This window comes from Actinomyces sp. HMT 175, assembly GCF_016694895.1.
GTDB classification, from domain to species: domain Bacteria; phylum Actinomycetota; class Actinomycetes; order Actinomycetales; family Actinomycetaceae; genus Actinomyces; species Actinomyces oris.
On record NZ_CP068012.1, the window covers coordinates 2,558,152 to 2,579,515 of the forward strand.

At 69.1% G+C, this 21,364-nt stretch carries 18 protein-coding genes and 1 tRNA gene; 5 read left to right on the forward strand and 14 right to left on the reverse strand.

Annotation, left to right across the window (positions count from 1 at the left end; all coding sequences use genetic code 11):
• Positions 1–280 precede the first annotated feature (280 nt).
• The 7 genes from pstB to JJJ14_RS10735 form a co-directional block, all read right to left on the reverse strand.
• Positions 281–1,060, reverse strand: coding sequence for a phosphate ABC transporter ATP-binding protein PstB (gene pstB / locus JJJ14_RS10705; protein WP_003781705.1), 780 nt, complete (start codon positions 1,058–1,060; stop codon positions 281–283).
• 89 nt (positions 1,061–1,149) lie between these two features.
• On the reverse strand, positions 1,150–2,385 hold the full coding sequence (gene pstA, locus JJJ14_RS10710; RefSeq protein ID WP_201444112.1) for a phosphate ABC transporter permease PstA: 1,236 nt from the start codon (positions 2,383–2,385) through the stop codon (positions 1,150–1,152).
• 1 nt (position 2,386) lies between these two features.
• Positions 2,387–3,403, reverse strand: coding sequence for a phosphate ABC transporter permease subunit PstC (gene pstC, locus JJJ14_RS10715; RefSeq protein WP_201444113.1), 1,017 nt, complete (start codon positions 3,401–3,403; stop codon positions 2,387–2,389).
• A gap of 91 nt (positions 3,404–3,494) precedes the next feature.
• Positions 3,495–4,568, reverse strand: coding sequence for a phosphate ABC transporter substrate-binding protein PstS (pstS, locus tag JJJ14_RS10720; protein WP_201444114.1), 1,074 nt, complete (start codon positions 4,566–4,568; stop codon positions 3,495–3,497).
• Between the two features lie 178 nt (positions 4,569–4,746).
• Complete coding sequence (locus JJJ14_RS10725) at positions 4,747–5,775, reverse strand: NUDIX hydrolase (RefSeq protein ID WP_201444115.1); 1,029 nt, start codon at positions 5,773–5,775, stop codon at positions 4,747–4,749.
• A gap of 12 nt (positions 5,776–5,787) precedes the next feature.
• Positions 5,788–8,757, reverse strand: a complete 2,970-nt coding sequence (locus tag JJJ14_RS10730; protein ID WP_201444116.1) for an RNA degradosome polyphosphate kinase — start codon at positions 8,755–8,757, stop codon at positions 5,788–5,790.
• Positions 8,758–9,094: 337 nt separating this feature from the next.
• On the reverse strand, positions 9,095–9,757 hold the full coding sequence (locus JJJ14_RS10735; RefSeq protein WP_201444117.1) for a hypothetical protein: 663 nt from the start codon (positions 9,755–9,757) through the stop codon (positions 9,095–9,097).
• A gap of 240 nt (positions 9,758–9,997) precedes the next feature.
• Here JJJ14_RS10735 and JJJ14_RS10740 point away from each other — a divergent pair.
• Positions 9,998–10,071, forward strand: a tRNA-Lys gene (locus tag JJJ14_RS10740).
• A 342-nt stretch (positions 10,072–10,413) separates the two neighbouring features.
• Here JJJ14_RS10740 and JJJ14_RS10745 read toward each other — a convergent pair.
• From JJJ14_RS10745 to uppS, 4 genes are all read right to left on the reverse strand, one after another.
• Complete coding sequence (locus JJJ14_RS10745) at positions 10,414–11,319, reverse strand: hypothetical protein (protein WP_236592817.1); 906 nt, start codon at positions 11,317–11,319, stop codon at positions 10,414–10,416.
• 118 nt (positions 11,320–11,437) lie between these two features.
• Positions 11,438–11,863, reverse strand: coding sequence for a helix-turn-helix domain-containing protein (locus tag JJJ14_RS10750; RefSeq protein ID WP_201444118.1), 426 nt, complete (start codon positions 11,861–11,863; stop codon positions 11,438–11,440).
• A 64-nt stretch (positions 11,864–11,927) separates the two neighbouring features.
• Positions 11,928–13,469: a DEAD/DEAH box helicase gene (locus JJJ14_RS10755; RefSeq protein ID WP_201444119.1), complete on the reverse strand. Its 1,542-nt coding sequence runs from the start codon at positions 13,467–13,469 to the stop codon at positions 11,928–11,930.
• Between the two features lie 371 nt (positions 13,470–13,840).
• On the reverse strand, positions 13,841–14,668 hold the full coding sequence (gene uppS, locus JJJ14_RS10760) for a polyprenyl diphosphate synthase (RefSeq protein WP_101559811.1): 828 nt from the start codon (positions 14,666–14,668) through the stop codon (positions 13,841–13,843).
• 366 nt (positions 14,669–15,034) lie between these two features.
• Here uppS and trhA point away from each other — a divergent pair, with 366 nt between their 5' ends.
• From trhA to msrA, 3 genes are all read left to right on the forward strand, one after another.
• On the forward strand, positions 15,035–15,745 hold the full coding sequence (gene trhA, locus JJJ14_RS10765; protein ID WP_201444120.1) for a PAQR family membrane homeostasis protein TrhA: 711 nt from the start codon (positions 15,035–15,037) through the stop codon (positions 15,743–15,745).
• Positions 15,746–16,083: 338 nt separating this feature from the next.
• A complete protein-coding gene (locus JJJ14_RS10770) occupies positions 16,084–16,569 on the forward strand; it encodes a GreA/GreB family elongation factor (protein ID WP_003787454.1) in 486 nt (161 codons plus the stop codon).
• A 168-nt stretch (positions 16,570–16,737) separates the two neighbouring features.
• Positions 16,738–17,454 (forward strand): peptide-methionine (S)-S-oxide reductase MsrA, encoded by a 717-nt coding sequence (gene msrA, locus JJJ14_RS10775; RefSeq protein WP_201444121.1) that lies wholly within the window; start codon positions 16,738–16,740, stop codon positions 17,452–17,454.
• 126 nt (positions 17,455–17,580) lie between these two features.
• Here the strand turns inward: msrA and JJJ14_RS10780 are convergent, their stop codons facing one another.
• The 3 genes from JJJ14_RS10780 to JJJ14_RS10790 all read right to left on the reverse strand — a co-directional run bounded on the left by JJJ14_RS10780 (position 17,581) and on the right by JJJ14_RS10790 (position 20,128).
• Positions 17,581–17,967 carry a hypothetical protein gene (locus JJJ14_RS10780; protein ID WP_201444122.1) on the reverse strand — a complete coding sequence of 129 codons (387 nt, stop codon included), beginning with the start codon at positions 17,965–17,967 and terminating at the stop codon, positions 17,581–17,583.
• 284 nt (positions 17,968–18,251) lie between these two features.
• The gene (locus JJJ14_RS10785) at positions 18,252–19,649 is read right to left on the reverse strand and encodes a hypothetical protein (RefSeq protein WP_201444123.1); all 1,398 of its coding nucleotides are present in this window, start codon (positions 19,647–19,649) and stop codon (positions 18,252–18,254) included.
• 50 nt (positions 19,650–19,699) lie between these two features.
• Positions 19,700–20,128 carry a hypothetical protein gene (locus tag JJJ14_RS10790; RefSeq protein ID WP_201444124.1) on the reverse strand — a complete coding sequence of 143 codons (429 nt, stop codon included), beginning with the start codon at positions 20,126–20,128 and terminating at the stop codon, positions 19,700–19,702.
• Positions 20,129–20,612: 484 nt separating this feature from the next.
• Here JJJ14_RS10790 and JJJ14_RS10795 point away from each other — a divergent pair, with 484 nt between their 5' ends.
• A complete protein-coding gene (locus tag JJJ14_RS10795; RefSeq protein ID WP_201444125.1) occupies positions 20,613–21,341 on the forward strand; it encodes a hypothetical protein in 729 nt (242 codons plus the stop codon).
• The last annotated feature ends 23 nt before the right edge of the window (positions 21,342–21,364 follow it).

Sequence of the window (21,364 nt, forward strand, 5' to 3'; positions counted from 1 at the left end):
AACTCAAGCCGCCGCGAGCGGCATTCGCGCCGACTGGCGCTCTCCGGCCCGACGTCCCCCTCTCTCCCCAGCGCCCTGTCGCCCGCCTCCCCCTCGTATCGCACCGCCGCGTCACGCACGGCGCCCACAAGTGTCACTCCGGGCGACTTTTACCTGCGCAGCACCAGTTCCCGGATCAACGTGTCATGCGCTGACCTGCGCGAACGTGAATCAGGGGACGCTCGGACCGGCCTCAGGCGGCCTGAAAAGTCGCCATTCGTGACACTTGGCCCCTCGATCCTCAGCCGAAGCGGCCCGAGATGTAGTCCTCGGTGGCCTGCTGGCTGGGGGCGGAGAAGATCTTGTCGGTGGAGTCGTACTCGACCAGGTGCCCCGGCTTGCCGGTGGCCTCCAGGTTGAAGAATCCGGTCATGTCGCTCACGCGCGAGGCCTGCTGCATGTTGTGGGTGACGATGACGATCGTGTAGTCCGTCTTGAGCTCGGAGATGAGGTCCTCGATGGCGAGCGTGGAGATGGGGTCCAGGGCGGAGCAGGGCTCGTCCATGAGCAGGACGGCCGGTTTGACCGCGATGGCACGGGCGATGCACAGGCGCTGCTGCTGGCCGCCGGACAGTCCCAGGCCCGGCCGGTCCAGACGGTCCTTGACCTCGTCCCACAGGTTGGCCCCGCGCAGGGAGGCCTCCACCAGGTCGTCGGCATCGGACTTCTTGATGCGCCGGTTGTTGAGGCGCACGCCGGCCAGGACGTTCTCGGCGATGGACATCGTGGGGAAGGGGTTGGGCCGCTGGAAGACCATGCCGATGGCGCGGCGCACCTGGACGGCATCGACGCCGGGGCCGTAGAGGTTGACGCCATCGACGATGACCTGCCCCTCGACCCGGGCACCGGGGATGGTCTCGTGCATGCGGTTGAGGGTGCGCAGGAAGGTGGACTTCCCGCAGCCGGAGGGGCCGATGAGGGCGGTGACGGACTTGGGCTCGATGACGACGTTGACGTCCTTCACGGCCAGGAAGTCGCCGTAGTAGATGTTCTCGCCGATGACGTCGATGCGCTTGGACACGTCGGTTCCTTTACCTGAGGTGGACTGCTGAGGGCTCTGGGGTCGCTGGGGTCGCTGCGGGCACAGTGGTCCCGGCGGCTCCGGACGGGCTAGCGCCGGCCGCCCTTGGGGCTGAAGTACTTGGAGATGAGGCGGGCCGCGAGGTTGAGCAGCATGACCAGGATGATGAGGGTCAGCGCCCCGGCCCAGGCCCGCTCCATGGCGGCGGCCTCCCCGCGGGAGTACTGGTCGTAGACGAGCACCGGCAGGGTGGACATGGAGCCGTTCAGCGGGTTGGTGTTGGTGCGGATCGTCAGACCCACGGTGATGAGCAGCGGGGCGGTCTCGCCAATGACGCGGGCGATGGCGATCATGACGGAGGTGGTGATGCCGGCCACCGCGGTGCGCAGCACGACCTTGACGATGGTGAGCCACTTGGGCACGCCCAGCGCGTAGGAGGCCTCGCGCAGGTGGGAGGGGACGAGCTTGAGCATCTCCTCCACACCACGGATGACCACCGGCGTCATGAGGACGCTTAAGGCGACGGCTCCGATGATGCCGGCCTGGTAGCGGGGACCGGCCGCGATGAGGAAGATCGAGTAGGCGAACAGCCCGGCCACGATCGAGGGGATACCGGTCATGACGTCGACGAGGAAGGTGATGACCCGGGCGATCCAGCCGCCGTTGTACTCCACGAGGAAGACGGCGGTGAACAGTCCCAGGGGCACCGAGATGAGGGTGGCGATCCCGGTGATCTGGAGGGTGCCGACGATGCCGTGGTAGAAGCCGCCGTTGGAGGCGTCGGCGCCGCGCATGTTCGTGGTCAGGAAGTCGTAGCCGAAGCGGGCCGAGCCGCCCGACAGGACCATCCACACCAGGGAGACCAGCGGCACCATGACGACGGCGAAGGACAGGTAGATGAGAAGCGTCACCAGGGTGTTGCGGCCCCAGCGCTCACCCTCGCGCACCCAGGAGACGGCGGTGGCGCCCACCACCCACACCAGGGCGGTCAGGGCGACGACGGCGGCGATGCTCCATCCGGCCAGCAGGCCGATCCCGCCGACGACGACGAAGGCGGTTCCCAGCGCGGCCCAGATGAACCAGTCGGGCAGGCGGTAGGAGGTCAGGGGCACGCCCTCGATAGTGGGCGGGTCGGCCAGCGGGTCGACGGGGGCGGCCGGGGCCTCGGCGGCCGCGAGCGCGGCCTTGAGGGACTTGGGCGCGGGGGCGCCGGTCTCGCCGGCGGAACCGGCAGCGCCGGCGGTACCGGCAGCCGGGGCGGGGCGGGAGGCCGCGCCGTCGGAAGCGGCGCCGGCGGTGGGCTCGGGGGTGTTCGTGGGCGTCATGTCAGCTGGCTCCTGAGAACTCGGAGCGGCGCGCGATGATCCACCGCGCCAGGGAGTTGACCGCGAAGGTGATGATGAACAGGACCAGGCCGGTGGCGATGAGCACGTTGACGCTCAATCCGTAGGCCTCGCGGAACTGCGAGGCGATGTTGGCGGCGATGGTCTGATGCTGGCCGGCCTGGAGGATACGGAGGTTCAGCCCCATGCCGGGCGAGAGGATCATGAGGACGGCCATGGTCTCCCCCAGGGCGCGCCCGAGCCCCAGCATGGAGGCGGAGATGATGCCGGAGCGGCCGAAGGGCAGGACCGCCTGGCGGATCATCTCGTAGCGGGTGGCGCCCAGGGCCAGGGAGGCCTCCTCCTGGAGGGTGGGCGTCTGGAGGAAGATCTCGCGGATGGTGGCGGTGATGATCGGCAGGATCATGACGGCCAGGACCAGGGAGGCGGTGGTGATGTTCTTGGCCGGGGCCGTGTAGTCGGCGAACAGCGGGATGAAGCCGAGGTGCTCGCTGAGCCAGGTGTTGAGGGGGTCGAGCAGGGGCACCAGCCACAGGAAGCCCCACAGGCCGAAGACCACGGAGGGGATCGCGGCCAGCAGGTCCACCATGTAGCCCAGGGCCTGGGCCAGGCGGCGCGGGGCGAAGTGGGAGATGAACAGGGCCACCCCGATGCTCAGCGGCACCGCGACGCCCAGGGCGATGGTCGAGGACAGCAGCGTGCCGAAGACGAGCGGGGCCACGTAGCCCCACAGGCTGCGGTCACGCATGAAGGAGACCGACTCCAGGGTCTCGCGCGAGGCCGTCAGGGCCGGCAGCGCCTCCCGGATGAGGAAGGCGGCCACGAGGGCGAGCACCACCATGATGAAGGTGCCGGCGCCGAAGGACAGGCCGGTGAAGATCCGGTTGCCGGTCTGCCCGGGGGCCTTGCCGGGCTGGATGATGGCGTCGTCGGCGCTGCTGGAGGCGGTCACGGCTCCCGCTGGGGGCGGCGACGACGGCGGTGCGGTGGTGCTGGCCACGGCTGACCCTCCTCGGGGTGTCTGGGGCGGCGGCTGGGCGGGTAGGTGCTGGCTGGTCATGTGGTTGCGTGCGGCGTCGGGCCTGGCGGCCTCAGGCGGCGATCTTCTCGATGGCTGCGTTGATCTTCTCGCGCATCTCGCGCGTGATGGGGGCGCAGCCGGTGGCCTTGGTGGAGGCGTCCTGCCCCCGGGTGGAGGCGGCGAAGCGCAGGTAGGCCTTGACGACGGCGGCGATCTGGGCGTCGTCGTAGCGCAGGCGGGCGGCGAGGTAGGAGACCAGGACGATGGGGTAGGCGCCCTCGGCGTCGTGGCTGGGCTGGTAGAGCAGGCGGGTCTCGTCGGCCTCGGAGCCCAGGGTGGCGGCGTCGAGGGCGGCGGCCGCGGCCTTGGCGGAGACGGGCACGTAGGCCCCGTTGGAGCCGACGGCGACGGTGCCCAGGGTGGCGGGGACCTTGGAGGCGTCGGCGTAGCCGATGGTGCCGGTGGCCGCGGAGACGGTCTGGATCATGCCGGCGGTGCCGTCGCCGGACTGGCCGCCGCGCAGTGGCCAGGTTTCCTCGGGCTCGTGGGGCCAGGCCTTGGGGGCGACGGTGGCCAGGTAGGTGGTCAGGGCCTTGGTGGTGCCGGAGTCGTCGGAGCGGCCCACGACGATGATTCGCAGGTCGGGCAGGGCGGCGCCGGGGTTGAGGGCGGCCAGGGCGGGGTCGTTCCAGCGGGTGATGGCCCCGGAGAGGACCTTGGCGAGGACCTCGCCGGTCATGTTGACGTGGGACTCGCCGGTGAAGCCGGGCAGGTTGTAGGCCACGGCGATGGGCGAGATGTAGAGGGGCAGCTCGACGGCGCCGCCGATCCGGCTGATCTCGTCGGCGGTCATGGGGGTGTCGGTGCCGGCGAAGTCGACGGCGCCCTCGACGAGCTTGGTGCGCCCGGCCCCGGAGCCGCCGCCGGCGTAGTCGACGGTGGCGCGCAGGTTGGCGCCCATGAAGGTGTTCATCCAGGCGTCCTGCGCGTCGGACTGGGAGGTGGCGCCCGCACCGCGGATCTCCCCCACCAGGTCGCTGGAGGCGTTGGGGTCGGCGGCGCCGGCGTCGCGCCCGCAGGCGGTCAGCGCGGTCAGGGTGGCCACGCTCAGGGCGCCCAGGGCGCAGCGACGGGTCAGGAGCACGGGCTCTCCTCGCTCAGTCAGAGGGGGTCGGGGGTCCAGTCGGATACCGGGTGATTGTCAGGCAGCGGTCACGATAGGCGCCCCGGATGAAGGTTCCGGGTGACCGGGGTAAACGGTTGGTAAACGATCCCTATGAGGACCGTCACTGTGAGGTCCCGTGCGCAGACCGGTGGTCCGGTCAGCGGCCCTGGGACAGGACGGGGCGCTGCTTCTCGATGGCGACGGCGCGGATCTTGCCGCGGGGGCGGCGGGCCATGTGGACCACGAGGATCTCGCCGGTCTTGAGCCAGGGGTCCCGGTCGGGCACGGAGCGCAGGAGCCGACCGGGGGCGTACTGGGAGACGACCTCCATGATGGTGGGCAGGACCGGCCGGTGGGTGCACAGCGCCGTCGGCTCCTCGCGCACGCGCAGGACCTTCTTGACCACGGAGCGCACTCCCTTGGGGCTGTCCGCGTGGGCCATCTCGGTGAAGGCGTCGGCCGTCTCCAGGTCCAGGCCCGCGGCCGCGGCGTAGGGGGCGACCGTGTCCACGCAGCGCTTCCAGGGGCTGGTGAGGACGCGCCCCACCCCGTAGGCGGCCAGGATCGGGACGAGGGCGCGGGCCCGGGTCTCGCCCTGGTCGTGGGTCAGGGGGCGGGTGGCCTCGTCGGTCTCCTTGTCCCGCTCCTTGGGGCGGTTCCATACGGAGCGCTTGACGGCGCGGCCGTGGCGCACGAGGACCAGGGTCCAGGTGTCGAGCTTGCCGTCCTCCCACAGGTCGACGAGCTCGCCGAGTAGGTCGCGGTCGTAGGAGTAGGTCAGGCGCTTGCGGGCCTGTCCCACGCGCAGCCACTCGACGGCGTCGATCTCCTTGGTCGAGGCGGGCTTGACGGCGCAGCGGGCGGCGACGGCGGCCGAGGCCTCGGGGGCGACGCGGGCGGCCCAGTAGTGGACCTCCTTGCGGGAGCCGTCGGCGATCTTGTAGTGCACGCGGCTGAGGGGCTGGCCCAGGATGATCTGGACGCCGGTCTCCTCAGCGACCTCGCGCACGGCGCAGGTGCGCACCGACTCGCAGGGATCGACCTTGCCCTTGGGGATGGACCAGTCGTCGTAGCGGGGACGGTGGACCAGGAGCACCTCGAGGTGCTTGCCGTTCTCACGCCACACGAGGGCGCCGGCGGCCTTCACGGTCTCGCGCGACCGGTTCTTCTTGCTGGACGGGCTCATGGCACGGCCGTCTCAGTGCCGGCCCTTGACGCGCGAGCGCGCCCGGGCCATGAGGCTGTCCTGGATGTCCTCGAGGCGGTTGCCCTCGGCGTCGAAGAGGCGACGCTCCCAGGAGCCGTCGGGCTGGAGGTGCCAGGAGGCGACGTCGTCGGAGGCGCAGTGGGTGACCAGCCACTCGAGGTCCTCGACCATGGCGGGGTCGGTGATGCGCACCAGGGCCTCGACGCGGCGGTCGAGGTTGCGGTGCATGAGGTCGGCCGAGCCGATGAACAGCTCGGTCTGGCCTCCGCCGGCGAAGGCGTAGATGCGCGAGTGCTCCAGGAAGCGCCCCAGGATCGAGCGCACGCGGATGTTCTCGCTGAGGCCCTCGACGCCGGCGCGCAGGCCGCAGATGCCGCGCACGACGATGTCGACCGGCACCCCGGCGCGCGAGGCGCGGTAGAGGGCATCGATGACGGTCTCATCGACGATGGAGTTGACCTTGATGCGGATCCAGGCGGGCAGGCCGGCCTTGTGGTTGGCGATCTCCTGCTCGATGTGCTCCACGAGTCCGTCGCGCAGGCCGCGGGGGGCCACGAGCAGGCGGCGGAAGCGGGCGCGCGGGGCGTAGCCGGAGAGCTGGTTGAACAGGGTGGTCAGGTCCTGGGCGACGTCGCGGTCGCAGGTCAGCAGCCCCAGGTCCTCGTAGCCGCGGGCGGTCTTGGGGTGGTAGTTGCCGGTGCCGACGTGGCAGTAGCGGCGCAGGCCGTCTGACTCCTGGCGCACGACCAGCAGCAGCTTGCAGTGCGTCTTGAGGCCGACCATGCCGTAGACGACGTGGACGCCGGCGCGCTCGAGCTTGCGGGCCCAGGAGATGTTGGCCTCCTCGTCGAAGCGGGCCTTGATCTCGACGATGGCCACGACCTGCTTGCCGGCCTCGGCGGCCTCGATGAGGGCGTCCACGATCGGGGAGTCGCCGGAGGTGCGGTAGAGGGTCTGCTTGATGGCCAGGACCTTGGGGTCGGCGGCGGCCTGGGCCACGAACTCCTGGACGGAGGTGGAGAAGGAGTCGTAGGGGTGGTGCAGCAGGACGTCGTGCTCACGCATGGCGGCGAAGACGTCCGGCGCGGAGGAGGACTCGTAGGCGGCCAGGCCCGCGGCCGTCACCGGCACGAAGCGCGGGTACTTCAGGTCGGGGATGTCCAGGTCGTGGAGCTGGTTGAGGCAGGTCAGGTCCAGGGGTGCGGGGAGCTCGAAGACGTCGTCGCCCTTGAGGCCCAGGGCGCGCACCAGGTAGCGGCGGGTGAAGGAGGAGATGGTGTCCTCCACCTCCAGGCGCACGCAGTCGCCGAAGCGGCGCCGCTCGAGCTCCTTCTCCATGGCCTTGAGGAGGTTCTCGGCGTCGTCCTCCTCGACCTCGAGGTCCTCGTTGCGAGTGACCCGGAAGAGGTGGTGCTCCAGGATGTCCATGCCCGGGAAGAGGTGGTCGAGGTGCTGGCCGATGACGATCTCGATGGGGATGACGGCGCAGCCGGCGGCCTTGTCCGCGGCGTCGAGCTCGCGGCCGGGGACCTGGATGAGGCGCGGCAGGGAGTCGGGCACCTTGATGCGGGCGAAGTGCTCCTTGCCGCTGCGCGGGTTACGCAGGATGACGGCGAGGTTGAGGGACAGGCCCGAGATGTAGGGGAAGGGGTGGGAAGGGTCGACCGCCAGCGGGGTGAGGACCGGGTAGATCTGGTGGCGGAAGTAGCGGGTCAGGCGCTCCTGCTGGTCGGAGTTGAGCTCGTCCCAGCCAAGGATCTTCACGTTGTGCTCGGCCAGGGCCGGGCGGATGTCCTCCTGGAAGAGGGCGGCCTGGCGGGCGGTGAGCTCCTTGGTGCGGCTGGTGACCTGGGCCAGGACCTGGTGGGCGTCCAGGCCGGAGGCGCGCACCGGGGTGATGCCGGCCTTGATGCGGCGCATGAGCCCGGCGACACGCACCATGTAGAACTCGTCCAGGTTGGAGGAGAAGATCGACAGGAACCAGGCGCGCTCCAGCAGGGGCAGGGTGTGGTCCTCGGCCTGCTCCAGGACGCGCTCGTTGAAATCCAGCCAGGTCAGCTCGCGGTCGATGAAGCGGTTCTTGAAGGACTTCAGGGGCGGCAGGAGATCCTCGGGGTCCACCTGGGCGGTGTCGGCGGAAGCGGCTGAGGCCGCGGCGTCGGCAGCGCTGGCACCGGCCGCACCGGCCGTGCTCAGTGAGGAGGCTGCGGAGGGGGCGCTGCCGGAGCCCGCGGCGGGGCCCGCACTGGGGGCGCTGCCGGGAGCGGGCAGACCCGGGTCCCCCGGCGCCACGGCAGCCGGCGCCGCCTGCGCCTCGGCGGCAGACGGGGCCGAGTGCGAGCTGGCGGAGGTGATGGAGGAGGGGGCGATGGCGGGGGTCGCGATGCCGATGGGGCCGGGGGCGGGGGCCGCCTCGCCGTCGACGATGTCATCGAAGTCCTCGTCCTCGTACTGGGGGCCGGAGTCGTCGGCGAAGTCGCGCGGGTCGGCGACCTCGATGACGTGCTCCTCCTCGACCGTCTCCTCGACGCCCTCGGGGTCGTCGGGGTTGGTGGGGTTGGTGGAGTCGGCCGGGTCGCCAGCGCGCTCGGAGCCGTGCGGGTCGGCCGGGCCTGCCGGGTCGCCTGATTCTTCCGGGGCCTCGGCGCGCTCGGGGACCTCCTGCCCCACGGGGGTCTCGCCACCGGTGGAGGAGTCGCCGGGGGCGGTCGGAGTGGCGTCGGGCTCGCCCTGGGCGTCGGCGCCGGCGACCTCGGCGGAGACGGCCGGTCCGTCGGCGCTCGCAGCCTCGGGCGAGACCGCCGACTCGGCGGCCTCAGTGGCTTCAGCGGCTTCAACAGCCTCGGTCGCCTCGGCGTCGTCGGGCACCTGCTCGGGCTCCTGGGGGCTGGGGTGACGCATCCACCCGCCCAGGAAGCGGGAGAGCGGGGTGGGGGCGGAGTGGGGGGCGTCGTTGGTCATGGCCACATGGTCCCACGTCCGGGCGGCCTTGTGGGGCGGGGGTCCGCCCCAGTTCGGTGATGATGCGAGGCGTCGCCGCTCCCGCCCACTCTTCGGGACTCGCGGCCGATAGGCGCCCCCGCTGCGCGCTCCCCCACGTCTCATCCCACGAAGCGCGCATGATCTCGCCGATGGCGCCGATCGTGTCCAAATCGGAGACAAAGGAGCTTGCGCACTCTTCACGCCTTCAACAGAACCGCGGAATCATGCGGTTCCGATCTACCTTCACACACTCACTTCGGGCCTTTGTATCCGATTTGGACATCTCGCGCCCGGATCGCCCCTGCGCAAGGCCCTCTCAGTCGAGGAGTCCGGTGGCGGCGCGGCGGGCGGCGTCGGCGAGCTCGTCGGCGGTGGCCAGGAGGGCGGAGTCGCGGCGGGTGACGCGGTCGGCGAGCTCGTCGGTGTCGTCCTCGATCCACACGGGGTGGGAGCCGGCCGCCAGGGCGCGCAGAAATCCGGCGGTGGCGCTCAGCAGTGGGGCGATCTCGGTGACCGAGCCCTCGACGCTGCCGGCCAGGACGGCGTCGAGGCGCTCGCGCAGGTCGGTCGGAGAAGGCACGGGGCGCGCCTCGTCGAGGGCGGACTCGAGGCGGGCGTTCGTGGTGTCATCGGCCTCGGTGAGGTCGATGAGGGTGGCGTAGCGGCGGGCGACGAGCTCGGGGTCGCGGCGGATCCACTCGCGCACGAGGAAGAGGCGCCACAGGGTGCCGGGCAGGGTGGTGGCCGGGGAGTCGGCCCACAGCTCGGCGATGTCGTCGACGCCGTTGGTGGCGACCGCGGCGACGATGCCGGAGCGGGTGATGGGGTCGTCCTCGGTCTCGGTGCCGGGGAAGCCGCCGATGAGGGCCTGGGCGGCGCGGTGGGCGAGCTCGGAGGCGACGGCGGTGTCGGTGCTGCCCTCGATCTGTTCGGCGGCCTCGGGGTCGAGTCGGGCGGGGCGGTGGAACTGGCGGGCCATGGGGACTCCTCACGCGGTGCGGGCGCGCCGGCGACGACGCGCAGCCCCATTGTCTCGCGGGAGCGTGGGCGCTCCCCCACCGGTTCACTTCCGGCCGACGGTGGAGGCAGGCCGCAGGCTCGACGGTTGGCGGAGGCAGGTTCAGCGGCGGCGGCGCGGCGAGTTCGACACGGCGGTCGGTTGTCCGGCTATGCTGGCCCCTGCCGATGGCGTCTGGACTCTGCTTCCGGCCGTCGGTGCGCCCCCTTAGCTCAGTTGGTCAGAGCTGCGGACTTTTAATCCGAAGGTCGTGGGTTCGAGCCCCACAGGGGGTACCCCGCCGGCCTCGGCCCCGGAAGGGACCGGGGCCTTCTTCATGTCCGGGACGCAGGCAGCTGCGCCAGCCCGCTGCCCTGTCAGCACATGGTTTCGGGATGCGTGATGGCTGCTGGAATCCGGTGAGCTCAGGTGGCGCCGATCCACGTGGGGTGGACACTCCGGCCGACGAGGAAGGTAGAGGCCGCGCGCGTTGAGCCGGGCTCGATCGGTGCCCACCCCCGTAGCCGGACGTGAGCACAACTCACTCAGCCACAACGACATACCTGCCCCAGAGAAACGCACCGCGCGGATCGGGGACTGCTCCGGAGACTCACCACCCAGCCTCCGCGCTAGCCTGGTCATTTTCCGTTTGCGGCGGCGTCGAGCACGCGCCCGACGTAGCTGCCGAACTTCTCGGTGATGCTGCCGTGGTCGTCGTCGGGCCATTCGCTCCAGGTGTGGCCGAAGCCCGCCGAGCGGTAGTAGGCCAGGCTGTTGCGGGCATGCCCGCCGCCATCGAATCCTTCGAGGCTGTTGGCGGGCACGTCGCGCGTCCCAGTCACCCAGTTCAACCAGAGCCGTTCCTTGGCGCCCGAGGAGAAGGCCATCTTCCCCTCGGGCGCGTCGCCGCCCCCGAAGAGCAGGAAGCCCCCGCCCGCCATGCGGTCGGCGTAGGCCGGGAAGAACCACTGGCTGATGAACTCCGAGCCGCCGGAGTAGCCCACGAGCCAGACCCGATCCATGGTGGCGCCACACTCGGCGACCACGTAGCCGAGCGTCTGCTCCAGGTAGTGGACCTTGCCGTCCTGATCCTCCAGCCACCAGGTCCCGTCGTCTCCGGGAGCGCGCACCGAGACCACGTCGTAGCCGCGGGCGCTCGCCGCCTCGACGACTCCCCCGGCGCCGGCCAGGCCGCCGCGGGACCTCTCGTCCTGGTCCTGGTTCCCTTCACTATGGAAGGACTGCCCGTCACCGTCGAGGTAGACGACCAGTCCGACCGGAGCTCCCGTGGTCGCGTAGAAGATGCAGTCGGAGGTCTCGTCCTCGTCGTCGGTGTAGGAGAACGCAGCGGGAGCCGACAGGTCGCCCGACGTCGGCCGCAGGCTCGGCGCAGCACCGGCCCCGCGCGAGCGCAGGTACGGCGGCGGAGTCGAGTGCGTTGCCGCTCGCTGCGGACCCCGAGAAGCGCAGCCGGCCAGGATGAGGCCCCCCGCCATCGCGGCGGTCAGGGCTCGCCGCGAGAGGTGCGCTGCCACGCTCTCCACCCACCTTCCCGATCGCCGTCAGCCACTCGACGGTAGCACCGACATCCCGGTTCCGCTCGGCCGGAGCTGAGGCTGAACCGCCGCACCACCGGCGCCGCTCATCAAGGCGGGTAGGGACTCAGCGCGGGAGCGCGGCGTCGGACACGACCCAGTTGCGTCCGACCTTCTTGCCGGGCAGGCGCCCGGAGGTAATGCGGTCGCGCACCGCCTGCGGAGTGATCCCGAGCCGGACGGCGGCCTCGGACACGCCCACGAACTCGACGTCGTCGATCTTCAGGCCCTCGCGGCGGTCCCACATTCTGGTGGGGATGACCTCGATCCCCACCAGGTCGCCGACCTGGGCGGCCAGGGCGGTGGCTGTGGCCACGGCCTGGGTCAGCGTGTGGGCGGGCAGGGTGATGACAGCCTTGAGGGCCCCGGGACATGCGGGTGCGTCCCCGATGGCGGGGTGGTAGGAGGCGAAGGTCTCCATGACGTCGTCGATGTCGTCATTCTCAGTGGCGGGCTTGTTCGCGTGAATCGTGAGCGTGGCGTTGTAGTCCACAGTTCCCCTAGGTGCTTTGCTTACACCAAGATTATTTCACCCGAACTTGGTGTACCGCAAGTCTTCAGGCAGGACTGCCCTGACCTCCCTTGGCCCCGCGACCGCGGCCTCCACGTCCACGGGAGCCGCCGCTGCGGCCACCTCGTCCGGAGGGCTGCCCGGCCCCCTGCTCGCCGCTTCCGCCACGTCGCTTCGCGCTGCGCCCGCCGCGCGCTCCCCCGCTGCGGCCACCCCGGCCGCCCTGACCACCCTTGGCCCCGCGACCGGACCGGCCGCGCGCCGCTTCTCCGTGGCCGTGCCCCGGACGCCCGGTGGAGGCCCGACCGCTGGGGCTGCCGCCCTTGATGGCAACACCCTCGGGCATGTCCTCCAACACCACGGCCTCGGCGACCTGCCCCACGAGGGCGGACACGGCGTCGTCGTCGGGACGGATACGCTCGATGTCCGCGCGGATCCGCGCCTTCTTGAGCAGGACCTGCACATCGTGCTTCTGCTCAGGCAGGACCAGGGTGATAACGCTGCCGGCGGCCCCGGCGCGCGCGGTGCGGCCCGAGCGGTGCAGGTAGGCCTTGTGCTCGGCGGGCGGGTCGACGTGGACCACGAGCTCGACGCCGGAGACGTCGATGCCCCGGGCGGCGATGTCGGTGGCGACCATGACGTGCACCTGTCCGGTGGAGAAGGCCCGCATGGCGCGCTCGCGCGCGTTCTGGCTCATGTTGCCCTGGAGCTCGACGGCCGGAATCCCGGCTTGGACGAGCTTGCGGGCCAGGCGCCGGGCGAGGTGCTTGGTGCGGGTGAACAGGATGCGCTGCCCCTCCCCCGAGGCCAGGCGCCGCACGATGCCGTCCTTGGCGGTCTTGTCCGCAACCATCCACACGCGGTGAGTCATGGCGTCCACGGGCGAGGTCGAGGGGTCCACGGAGTGCTGCAGCGGGTCGTGGAGGAAGTCCTTGACCAGGGTGTCCACGCCGTTGTCCAGGGTCGCGGAGAACAGCAGGCGCTGGCCGCGCTGCGGGGTGGCGCGCAGGATGCGGCGGACGTTGGGCAGGAAGCCGAGGTCGGCCATGTGGTCAGCCTCGTCCAGGACGGTGATCTCGACCTCGTCGAGGCTGACGAGCCCCTGCCCCATGAGGTCCAGGAGCCGGCCGGGGCAGGCGACGACGACGTCGACCCCCGCCTTGAGGGCCTTCACCTGGGGCTTGGCGGAGACCCCGCCGAAGATGGTGGTGACGTCCATGTCGACGACGCGGGCCAGGGGCTCAATGACCTCGGCGATCTGGAGGGCGAGCTCACGGGTGGGGGCCAGGACCAGGCCGATGGGGTGGCCGGGGCGGGCCTTGTCCTGCTGCGCCAGACGCTGGACCAGCGGCAGGCTGAAGGCCAGGGTCTTGCCCGAGCCGGTGCGGCCGCGGCCGAGCACGTCACGCCCGGCGAGGGTGTCGGGCAGGGTGGCGGCCTGGATGGGGAAGGGCGTGGTGAAGCCGCGGGCGTCGAGGTCGGCGGCGAGGTCTGAGTCCACGCCGAGGTCGGCGAAGGTGGTCTCACCCGCGGCCGGGGTCTTCCCGGAGGCGAAGCGGTGTGAGGCAGAGGTGCGGTGTGCGGCCACGAGGATCCTGTCGTTTGGGACCGCGGGCACGCCGGCGCGTGTCGCTGGCAGCGTGCGCGTCGGTGCGTGAGGTGCCGGCGTACGCGGCTCAACAGCGCGGGGCGTCAGGTGAGTCGACGCGCGCCGGGACCGGGGCACCAGCCAGGCCGGGCGGCGCCCGGACCAGGGAGCCATCCTGCCTGAGATCCCGCAATGTGTCACTACGGGCGACTATTCACTGTGCAGGCATTCGATGCGGCGACCCGCGAAACGCTATGACCAGCGGTTTTACGGCACGCCCGAGAAACAGCGGCCGCTGAACCGAAGGAAAAGTCGCCATTCGTGACACCTGCGGGCCCAGGCCCGCCCCGACGGCCACGTGATGAGGCGGGCTACCTGCCCAGGCGGCGTTCCCGGCTGGCGAAGTCGCGCAGCGCCCGCAGGAAGTCCACACGCCGGAAGGCCGGCCAGTTGACCTCGCAGAAGTAGTACTCGGAGTGCACCGACTGCCACAGCAGGAACCCGGAGAGCCGCTGCTCGCCCGAGGTGCGGATGACCAGGTCGGGGTCGGGCTGGCCCTTGGTGTAGAGGTGCTCGGTGATGTCCTCCTCGCTGAGCGAGGCGGCCACCTCCTCCAGGCTCGCCCCGGCGGCGGCCCGCTCGCGCAGCAGCTCACGCACAGCATCGGCGATCTCCTGCCGGCCCCCATAGCCGACGGCGATGTTGACCTGCATGCGCCGGTCCTCGGCCTCAGCGGTCTCGACGGCCTCGCCCGCCGGCTCACCCTCCCCAGAGGCCCCGGCGCTCGCCGGCCGGGAGCGGACGACGGCGGCACGCAGGCGCTCGGCCAGAGGCTCGGGCAGGAGGTCGACGGCGCCCACGAGGCGCAGGCTCCAGCGGCCGGTCTCGGCGAGCTCGTCAACGGCGTGGGCGATGATGTCCAGCAGGGGCGATAGCTCGGCCGGGTCGCGGGAGAGATTGTCGGTGCTCAGCAGCCACAAGGTGACGACCTGGACCCCCATCTGTTCGGCCCACCCGAGGAACTCCTCGATCTTGTCCGCGCCGCGCTTGTGGCCCTGCGCAGCCCCGAAGCCCATGGACTTGGCCCAGCGCCGGTTGCCGTCGAGGATGACACCCACGTGGTGGGGCACCGTGGCCGGGTCGATGCGCGCAGCCAGCCGGCGCTCGTAGATGTCGTAGAGGAGGTTGTCGCCTGCCATGCCGTGTTCCTCGGGGCTCCTCGGTGGGGTTGATGGGGGACGGGGCCCGACGGCTCGGGGCCACCTCCAACGCTATCGCGCGAGGCCCCTCCTGCGCTGGACGAGCCGGTTAACAGCCGGGTCAAATCCGGCCATCAGGTTCGCCCAGGGTTGCCGGGGCACAACGGAGACATGCCAGGCGGCCGGGCCGCACCGGCTCTGGCGACGGCGGCCGCGGAACCTGCCGACGCAGGCCACCATGCCTGCCGTGTCACATCGCCGTCCGGATCGCTACCACCACAACCTACGGTCACGTAACCTACGGAGTCGTAAGGTTCAGCATCAACCCGTTCCCACCCCACACCACCCAGAAGGACGCTCACGCCCATGTCACCGACATCGCCCTCGACGTCGCAGGCCCCGCGCCGCTCCACGTCCATGAGCGCCAAGGGCGTCATCGCCTCCGTCAAGCCCAGGCTGCGCGGATGGATCCACGCCGGTACCGCACCGCTGGCCCTGGCGGCCTGCATCGTGCTGACGGTGCTGGCGCCAGGAGCGGGCCTGAAGTGGGCCTGCGCCGTCTACCTGACGTGCTCACTGCTGCTGTTCGCCAACTCCGGCGTCTACCACATCGGCACCGGGCACTGGCCGGCGAAGGTCGCGGCCACCCTGCGGCGGATCGACCACGCGAACATCTACCTGCTCATCGCCGGCACCTACACACCCCTGTCGGCGGCGCTGCTGCCGACGCGCACGGCCACCCTGGTCCTGGGGATCGTGTGGGCGGGAGCGGCGATCGGCACGGCCACGAACCTACTGTGGATGCACGCCCCGCGCTGGTTCACCACCGCCCTCTACATCATTCTGGGCTGGGTAGCGATCTGGTTCCTGCCACAGTTCTGGCGGGCGGGCGGCCCCGCGATCGTGTGGCTGCTGGTGGCCGGCGGCGTCACCTACACGCTGGGCGCCGTCGTCTACGCCCGCAAGACTCCCGACCCCTCGCCGCGCTGGTTCGGCTTCCACGAGATCTTCCACGTGTGCACCGTGGCCGCGTGGGCCTGCCAGTGCGTGGCCTGCTTCCTGGCGGTTCTGCGCTAGCGGGGACGGCCGGCCGACTGAGCGAGGCGGCCACGGAGGCTGCTGGGCCCGGCGGGCGGCCCGCCACGCCGTCGAGCCGACTGCTATGTCCACCCCCCTCCCCCAACCCCTGCGACGACGTCGGTCAGGCGGGCCGGCACGGATTCGCCCGCCCCGCCGCCCAACCCCAGCCCCGGAGTATTCCAGTATCTTTCGCCAACCGCACAGCATTCCCTCAGGCTGCGGCGTAGACTCGCGCTTCAAACCCGGTCGGCCCTACGAGGAGCCGCCGGGTGTCGTCGTCGCAAGGTGACCCGTCGGCTGCCGAGCGACCATCACCAGTCATCCAAGGAGGACCCATGTCCGAGCAGTCACAGGGCACCTGGCTCACCCAGGAGGCCTACGACCGGCTGGCCGCCGAGCTTGAGCACCGCAAGACGACCGAGCGCAAGGAGATCGCCCAGCGCGTGGAGGCGGCCCGCCAGGAGGGTGACCTGCGGGAGAACGCCGGCTACCACGCCGCCCGCGAGGAGGCGGGGCTCAACGAGGCGCGCATCATCCAGCTCGAGGAGACCCTGGAGAACGCCCAGATCGGCGAGGCGGCCGACGACGGCTCGGTCTCGGCCGGCACCATCGTCACCGCGAAGGTGGCCGGCAAGGAGCAGGTCTTCGCCCTGGGCGGCCAGGAGATCACCGAGGACGTGCCCGACGGCGTCAAGGTCTTCTCCCCCGACGCCCCGCTGGGCCAGGCCCTCATGGGGCACCGCGCGGGCGACACCGTCTCCTACGAGGCCCCCAACGGCCGGAAGATCCAGGCCGAGATCGTCAAGGTCGAGCGGGTCTGAACCTCTTTCCCGCACCCCTTTTCATCGAGCCGGGCATTTTTCGCGCAACCCACCGACATTCCGTGGGACACCGTGAGACATGCCCGGCTCGACGTCTCCGCCCCGGCCGCTCCTCGCGGTCAGTGAAGCGCGGGCGGGAATAGGGGTCGGGCGCAGTAGCGTGTCCTCATGTTCAACGCCCTTCGTCACTCGCTCAGCGGATCGGCGCCGGCCGGCCGCGAGACGCCGGTCCTGCCCGACCCCGGAGACCACCCGGTGCTGGGGACTGCCCTGGACGGGCCGTGGCCCGAGGGCAGTCGGGTCATCTACCTGGCGGCCGGCTGCTTCTGGGGGGTGGAGCGGATCCTGTGGCACCAGGACGGCGTCGTCTCGACGTCGGTGGGCTACATGGGCGGCCAGACGCCCAACCCCACGTACCAGGAGGTGTGCACCGGGGCGACCGGTCACGCCGAGACGGTGCGCGTCGTCTACGACCCTGCCGTCTGTGGCGAGGGTGGGGAGACCCTGCTGCGGACTTTCTGGGAGAACCACGACTCCACTCACCTGAATCGCCACGGCAACGACGTCGGCACCCAGTACCGCTCGGCGGTGTGGACGACGACACCCGCCCAGCACGAGGCGGCCGTGCGGATCCGTGAGGCCTTCCAGGGCGAGCTGACCCGCCTGGGCCTGGGAACCTGCGTCACCACCATCGAGGATGCCGCGGACGCGCCGGCTCAGTTCGGCGGCCCCTACTACCTGGCCGAGGACTACCACCAGGCCTATCTGCACAAGAACCCCGGCGGCTACTGCAACCACGGCCCCAACGGGGTGACCTGCCCGGTCGGCCTCACGGACCTTCCCGCACAGACCGACATCCTGGCCCCCGACGACGCCCCGGCCTGAAACGGATCCAGCCGGCGCCCGCAACGTTGAGACCGCGGTTGGCTGCCAGCACCTGCGGCCTCCTCGCAGCGCCGTCAGGCTCGGCCGTACTCACGCGGCGATCGGGTGCCCGACCTCGGGGGTCGGTTACGCGGACCGCGCGGAGAAGGTGACGTCCCACAGAGGCGAGTTCTCAAGCTTGCCCTGCTCGGCGGTGGCAAACAGCGTCCACCCACTGGTCTCAGTGTCCCCGAGCCAGAGCCCCAGAGCACTCAGCGGCAGATCCGATCCGTCCGAAGCTGGGACAGAGGTATCCCAGGTGATGACGTAGGCCTCCTTCATGTGAGGCCATGTCTCCTTCGTTCGGAACACATTGGTCCGACGCTCAGTGACCAGAAGCATCTCCTGGGTGTAGGTCTCATCAACAAGCGAGCGCCCGAAGGATTCCACACGCCGGACTCTGACGCGCGGGATGCCGTTGTGCGCTCCAGGCATGAGGATCTCCGTAGCTGGATTGCCCTCGGAGTTGCTCACCTCGCTGACGGTGGCGCCAGCAGGGGCGGTGAGCGTCAGACCGTGGACCTCAACCGGGTCACCCGACGGAGACGTCGGCTGCACGTTGCGCGGCTGCGTATCGGGCACGACCGGGATATCTGACACCGGCCGCCACGTGGATGTTTCGCCGGGACTGGGCGACGGCTTTCCCGACGACGCTGCTCCTGCAGCTTGACCGCTACGCCCGGAGCAACCCGCAATATATGACAACCCAGCGACCCCCAACGGAATCAGAACCGCCCTACGAGGCAGTATCAACGACATCAGCAGCCCTCCCGGCGGTTCCACTTTCCATCAGAGTAGTACTGACCATTAGAGAACTCAACAGTCTCATCGGCATACCCTATCCCCGCACTGGTCACCACCTCATACGCCAAACTTGCTCGCCCCCCATACTTAGAAGACCTCTTCGATACGTCTTGCCGAGTCAGCACCCCTCGATCCACCGCAGCATTAACGAAGGTGGCTGTAGCCTGATTAAGCTCTTGAAGTGAGTCCTTACCGGAGTTGAATCCGGGAACTTTGGCAGCAGCTAGAAAGTTGCGAGTCATTTGAGACGCCTCCTTGGAGTTCAGATCAACCGAGGCCGTCCACACCTGCCCAGACTCAAGCGGGGCCGGGTTATCGACCCCCAACGGCGTTGTTGCACCAATTTGGGCATCATAAGAGCCGGTAACGGACACATTCAAAACCTTATCTGGGTCATTATTATCGGCCGTCACAGCAACAACTATCTCCCCAGATACCTCACCTTCTCCCCCAGCACCCACAACACCGGCACGACCAGATGCCTGCGCATTCACCTTATAGTACGTAGTAACCGTGCCTTTTTCGAGATTTACCTTACCTCCGATAGCAACAGCCGCACCAATCTCTGCTTTAGCACCCGCAACACCCTGGGTGGCAGCAGCCTCTGCGCTTCCTTCCACACCAACCTGATAATATATTTCTTTTGGTTTTGGGGGTTCATAGTGAGTAACGTTATCGATCATGCCGTTTACCCACCCACTCATAATACCAGTGGAACGGTCAACCACCTTCTTTCTAAGAAGATAGTTCTTCAGGCCATCCTTTGCTTGCTCTGAGTCGACTTCATAGGTCACCCCGCGCTCTTCGGCTAGTTTTGCGGCAGCTTCCGCAGAGGCGCGAGACCCGTAGGTCTGATTATCAACCGTAAACTCAACACCGCCGCCGGCACCCTCACTGACTCCAACCTTGTCTCCACGCTTGTCGGTTACCCTGTAGTGCCCATTGGACAGTTTTTCCGTAACAATACCCTCATTGATCTCAACGTCAACTACCAGGGCAACGCTGGCATTGAAATTTTGAGAATGTTGATGGGTGGTACAAGGATCAGTCGGCTTATGCTTATCCTCTTTCGCTTTATCGTCAGTACCGCCACACTGCATTCCTCCGGCCCCAATGGCCTCACTGATCTTGGAGAAAATACTGCATGAGATGTCGCGTCCATGACTTGGAGCGACAGCAATGACCCCCCCAATAAGGATCGCTACGACGATAGCCATTCCTGCAAACTCAACGAGTGTCGCACCGCGTTCGCGACCCTTCCGGAACTCACGACCACGAACACCCGACTTCAAAAACAAAGGAAACACGTGTTCTCCCACCTTCACCACCCACTCCATAACATCAGACTGCACCAGTTTTACGCGAGGAACATGCAACTCACCGCACGGGACAACTCCACCATTCAGAGATAGTCTTCCCTTCGCAACAGCAGCGCATACACGAGCGCTGAGACAACCGCTGCAATCGTGGCGAGAATAATCACTGCAAGGATCGATATCCAGCCACGCACCGTGTATGTGGGAACAATGTTAACGGCGCTGACAGCAGCAGCAGGGATCGCAGAATGCGCGACAAGCATCGCTACTGACCGAAGGCGACGCCTCACGATATACATCGCCAGAAGGCTGGCAACAAAAGAGGAGAGCCCATTCATCCAGGCAACAGTTCCGACGACAGACTGCGCGGAATCAAGGGCGTCAAGCGTCAGCGCAGGAACGGACAGCATCACCGCGAATGCCACCATAAGCAGTACCACTTGAAGCGCAGCCCCAACGACGAGCATTAGCGGCGACCACGCCACCTTGTCGCGGTATGACACATCGCGATCCAAACCAACCATCGTTCTCGACCTTCCTCACTGGTCCGCGCACATACAACACCCAGCGCCCGACCGTGACGATCGCATCATCGTTCACGCCCCGCACATGACAACCAACGGTACTTCCGACTGTTTTTGCAGCAACAGGGCCGTCCGCCCCCACTCCGCCCCTACTAACAGGGGCAGGAACTTCACGGAAACGTCCGTGGTAATGCGCAAAGCACGTCCCCACTTCGATTCACCGCCGAGTCCGCTGGTTCCCCTTTCCGGTTCGGACTCCACCCACATCGCCAGCAGCAACCGCATCGTCCAGCAGGGCACCCCGGTGCCGCTCCCACTACCCCGCCGCCCACTCCAGCCTTTGAAGCGTCAATCACCAGCGTTCTCACACGTTGTCTTGAGATGCTGTCCCCCGGCCGCCGGCCAGCACTCCCTGCTGCGAGCGCCCGCGACTTCCTGACCTGTTTCCCTGCGCACCACAGGAGGCTCAACCCCGATGAGCAGCCAGCAGACGAGCACCCCGTTGGACCGGTCTCCAGCGGGGGAGGCATCGCAGCCCCACTGGTCCGAGGACATAGACTTCCAGTGGCGCGCCGCGACCGAGCTGCTCATCGCCATGGGGGTCCCGCGCTCCACTGCCCGCCTCACCGGCGACCTGCGCACCTCCATCGCGCACCTGGAGGAGGTCGACGCGCATCTGCCCCGCGACGGCAAGCCCCTACCGGAAGCTGACCGCCTCACCCGCAACAACGCCGTCGACGCCGTCGCCCGCACCATCCTGCCGCTGGCGAACGCCGCCCTGGAGCGGATCCGGGCCGAGGAGCTGCGTACCGAGGTCGTCGGCGTCGACTACGACGCCCTGTGCGACGCCGTTAAGCAGCTCGAGGCCACCTACCGCGCCGGCTGGTGGCGCGCGGCCGAGAGAGAGGGCGCCGACTTCTTCCTGCGCGAAGTCGAGGCCCTCAACCGCCTCAACGTTCCGGCGGTGCGTGCCAACTGGCGTGACGCCGGCAAGATCGCGGGCATCCTGCGCAAGATGCCAGTCTCCACGCTGCGGCGCGTGGCTCGCACGAGCAACCCCATGGTGCTGCGGCTCATGGTGCTGTTCAACCTCCAGGCCGGCTACCGCGACGGCAGCTTCGACAAGACCATCTCCATCCCCCGTCTCATCCACACCCGCACCAGCGAGTACCGCGCCGAGTACCGGGCCGGCTCTGCCGCCTAGCGCGAGCCTCGCAGCCCCCACCA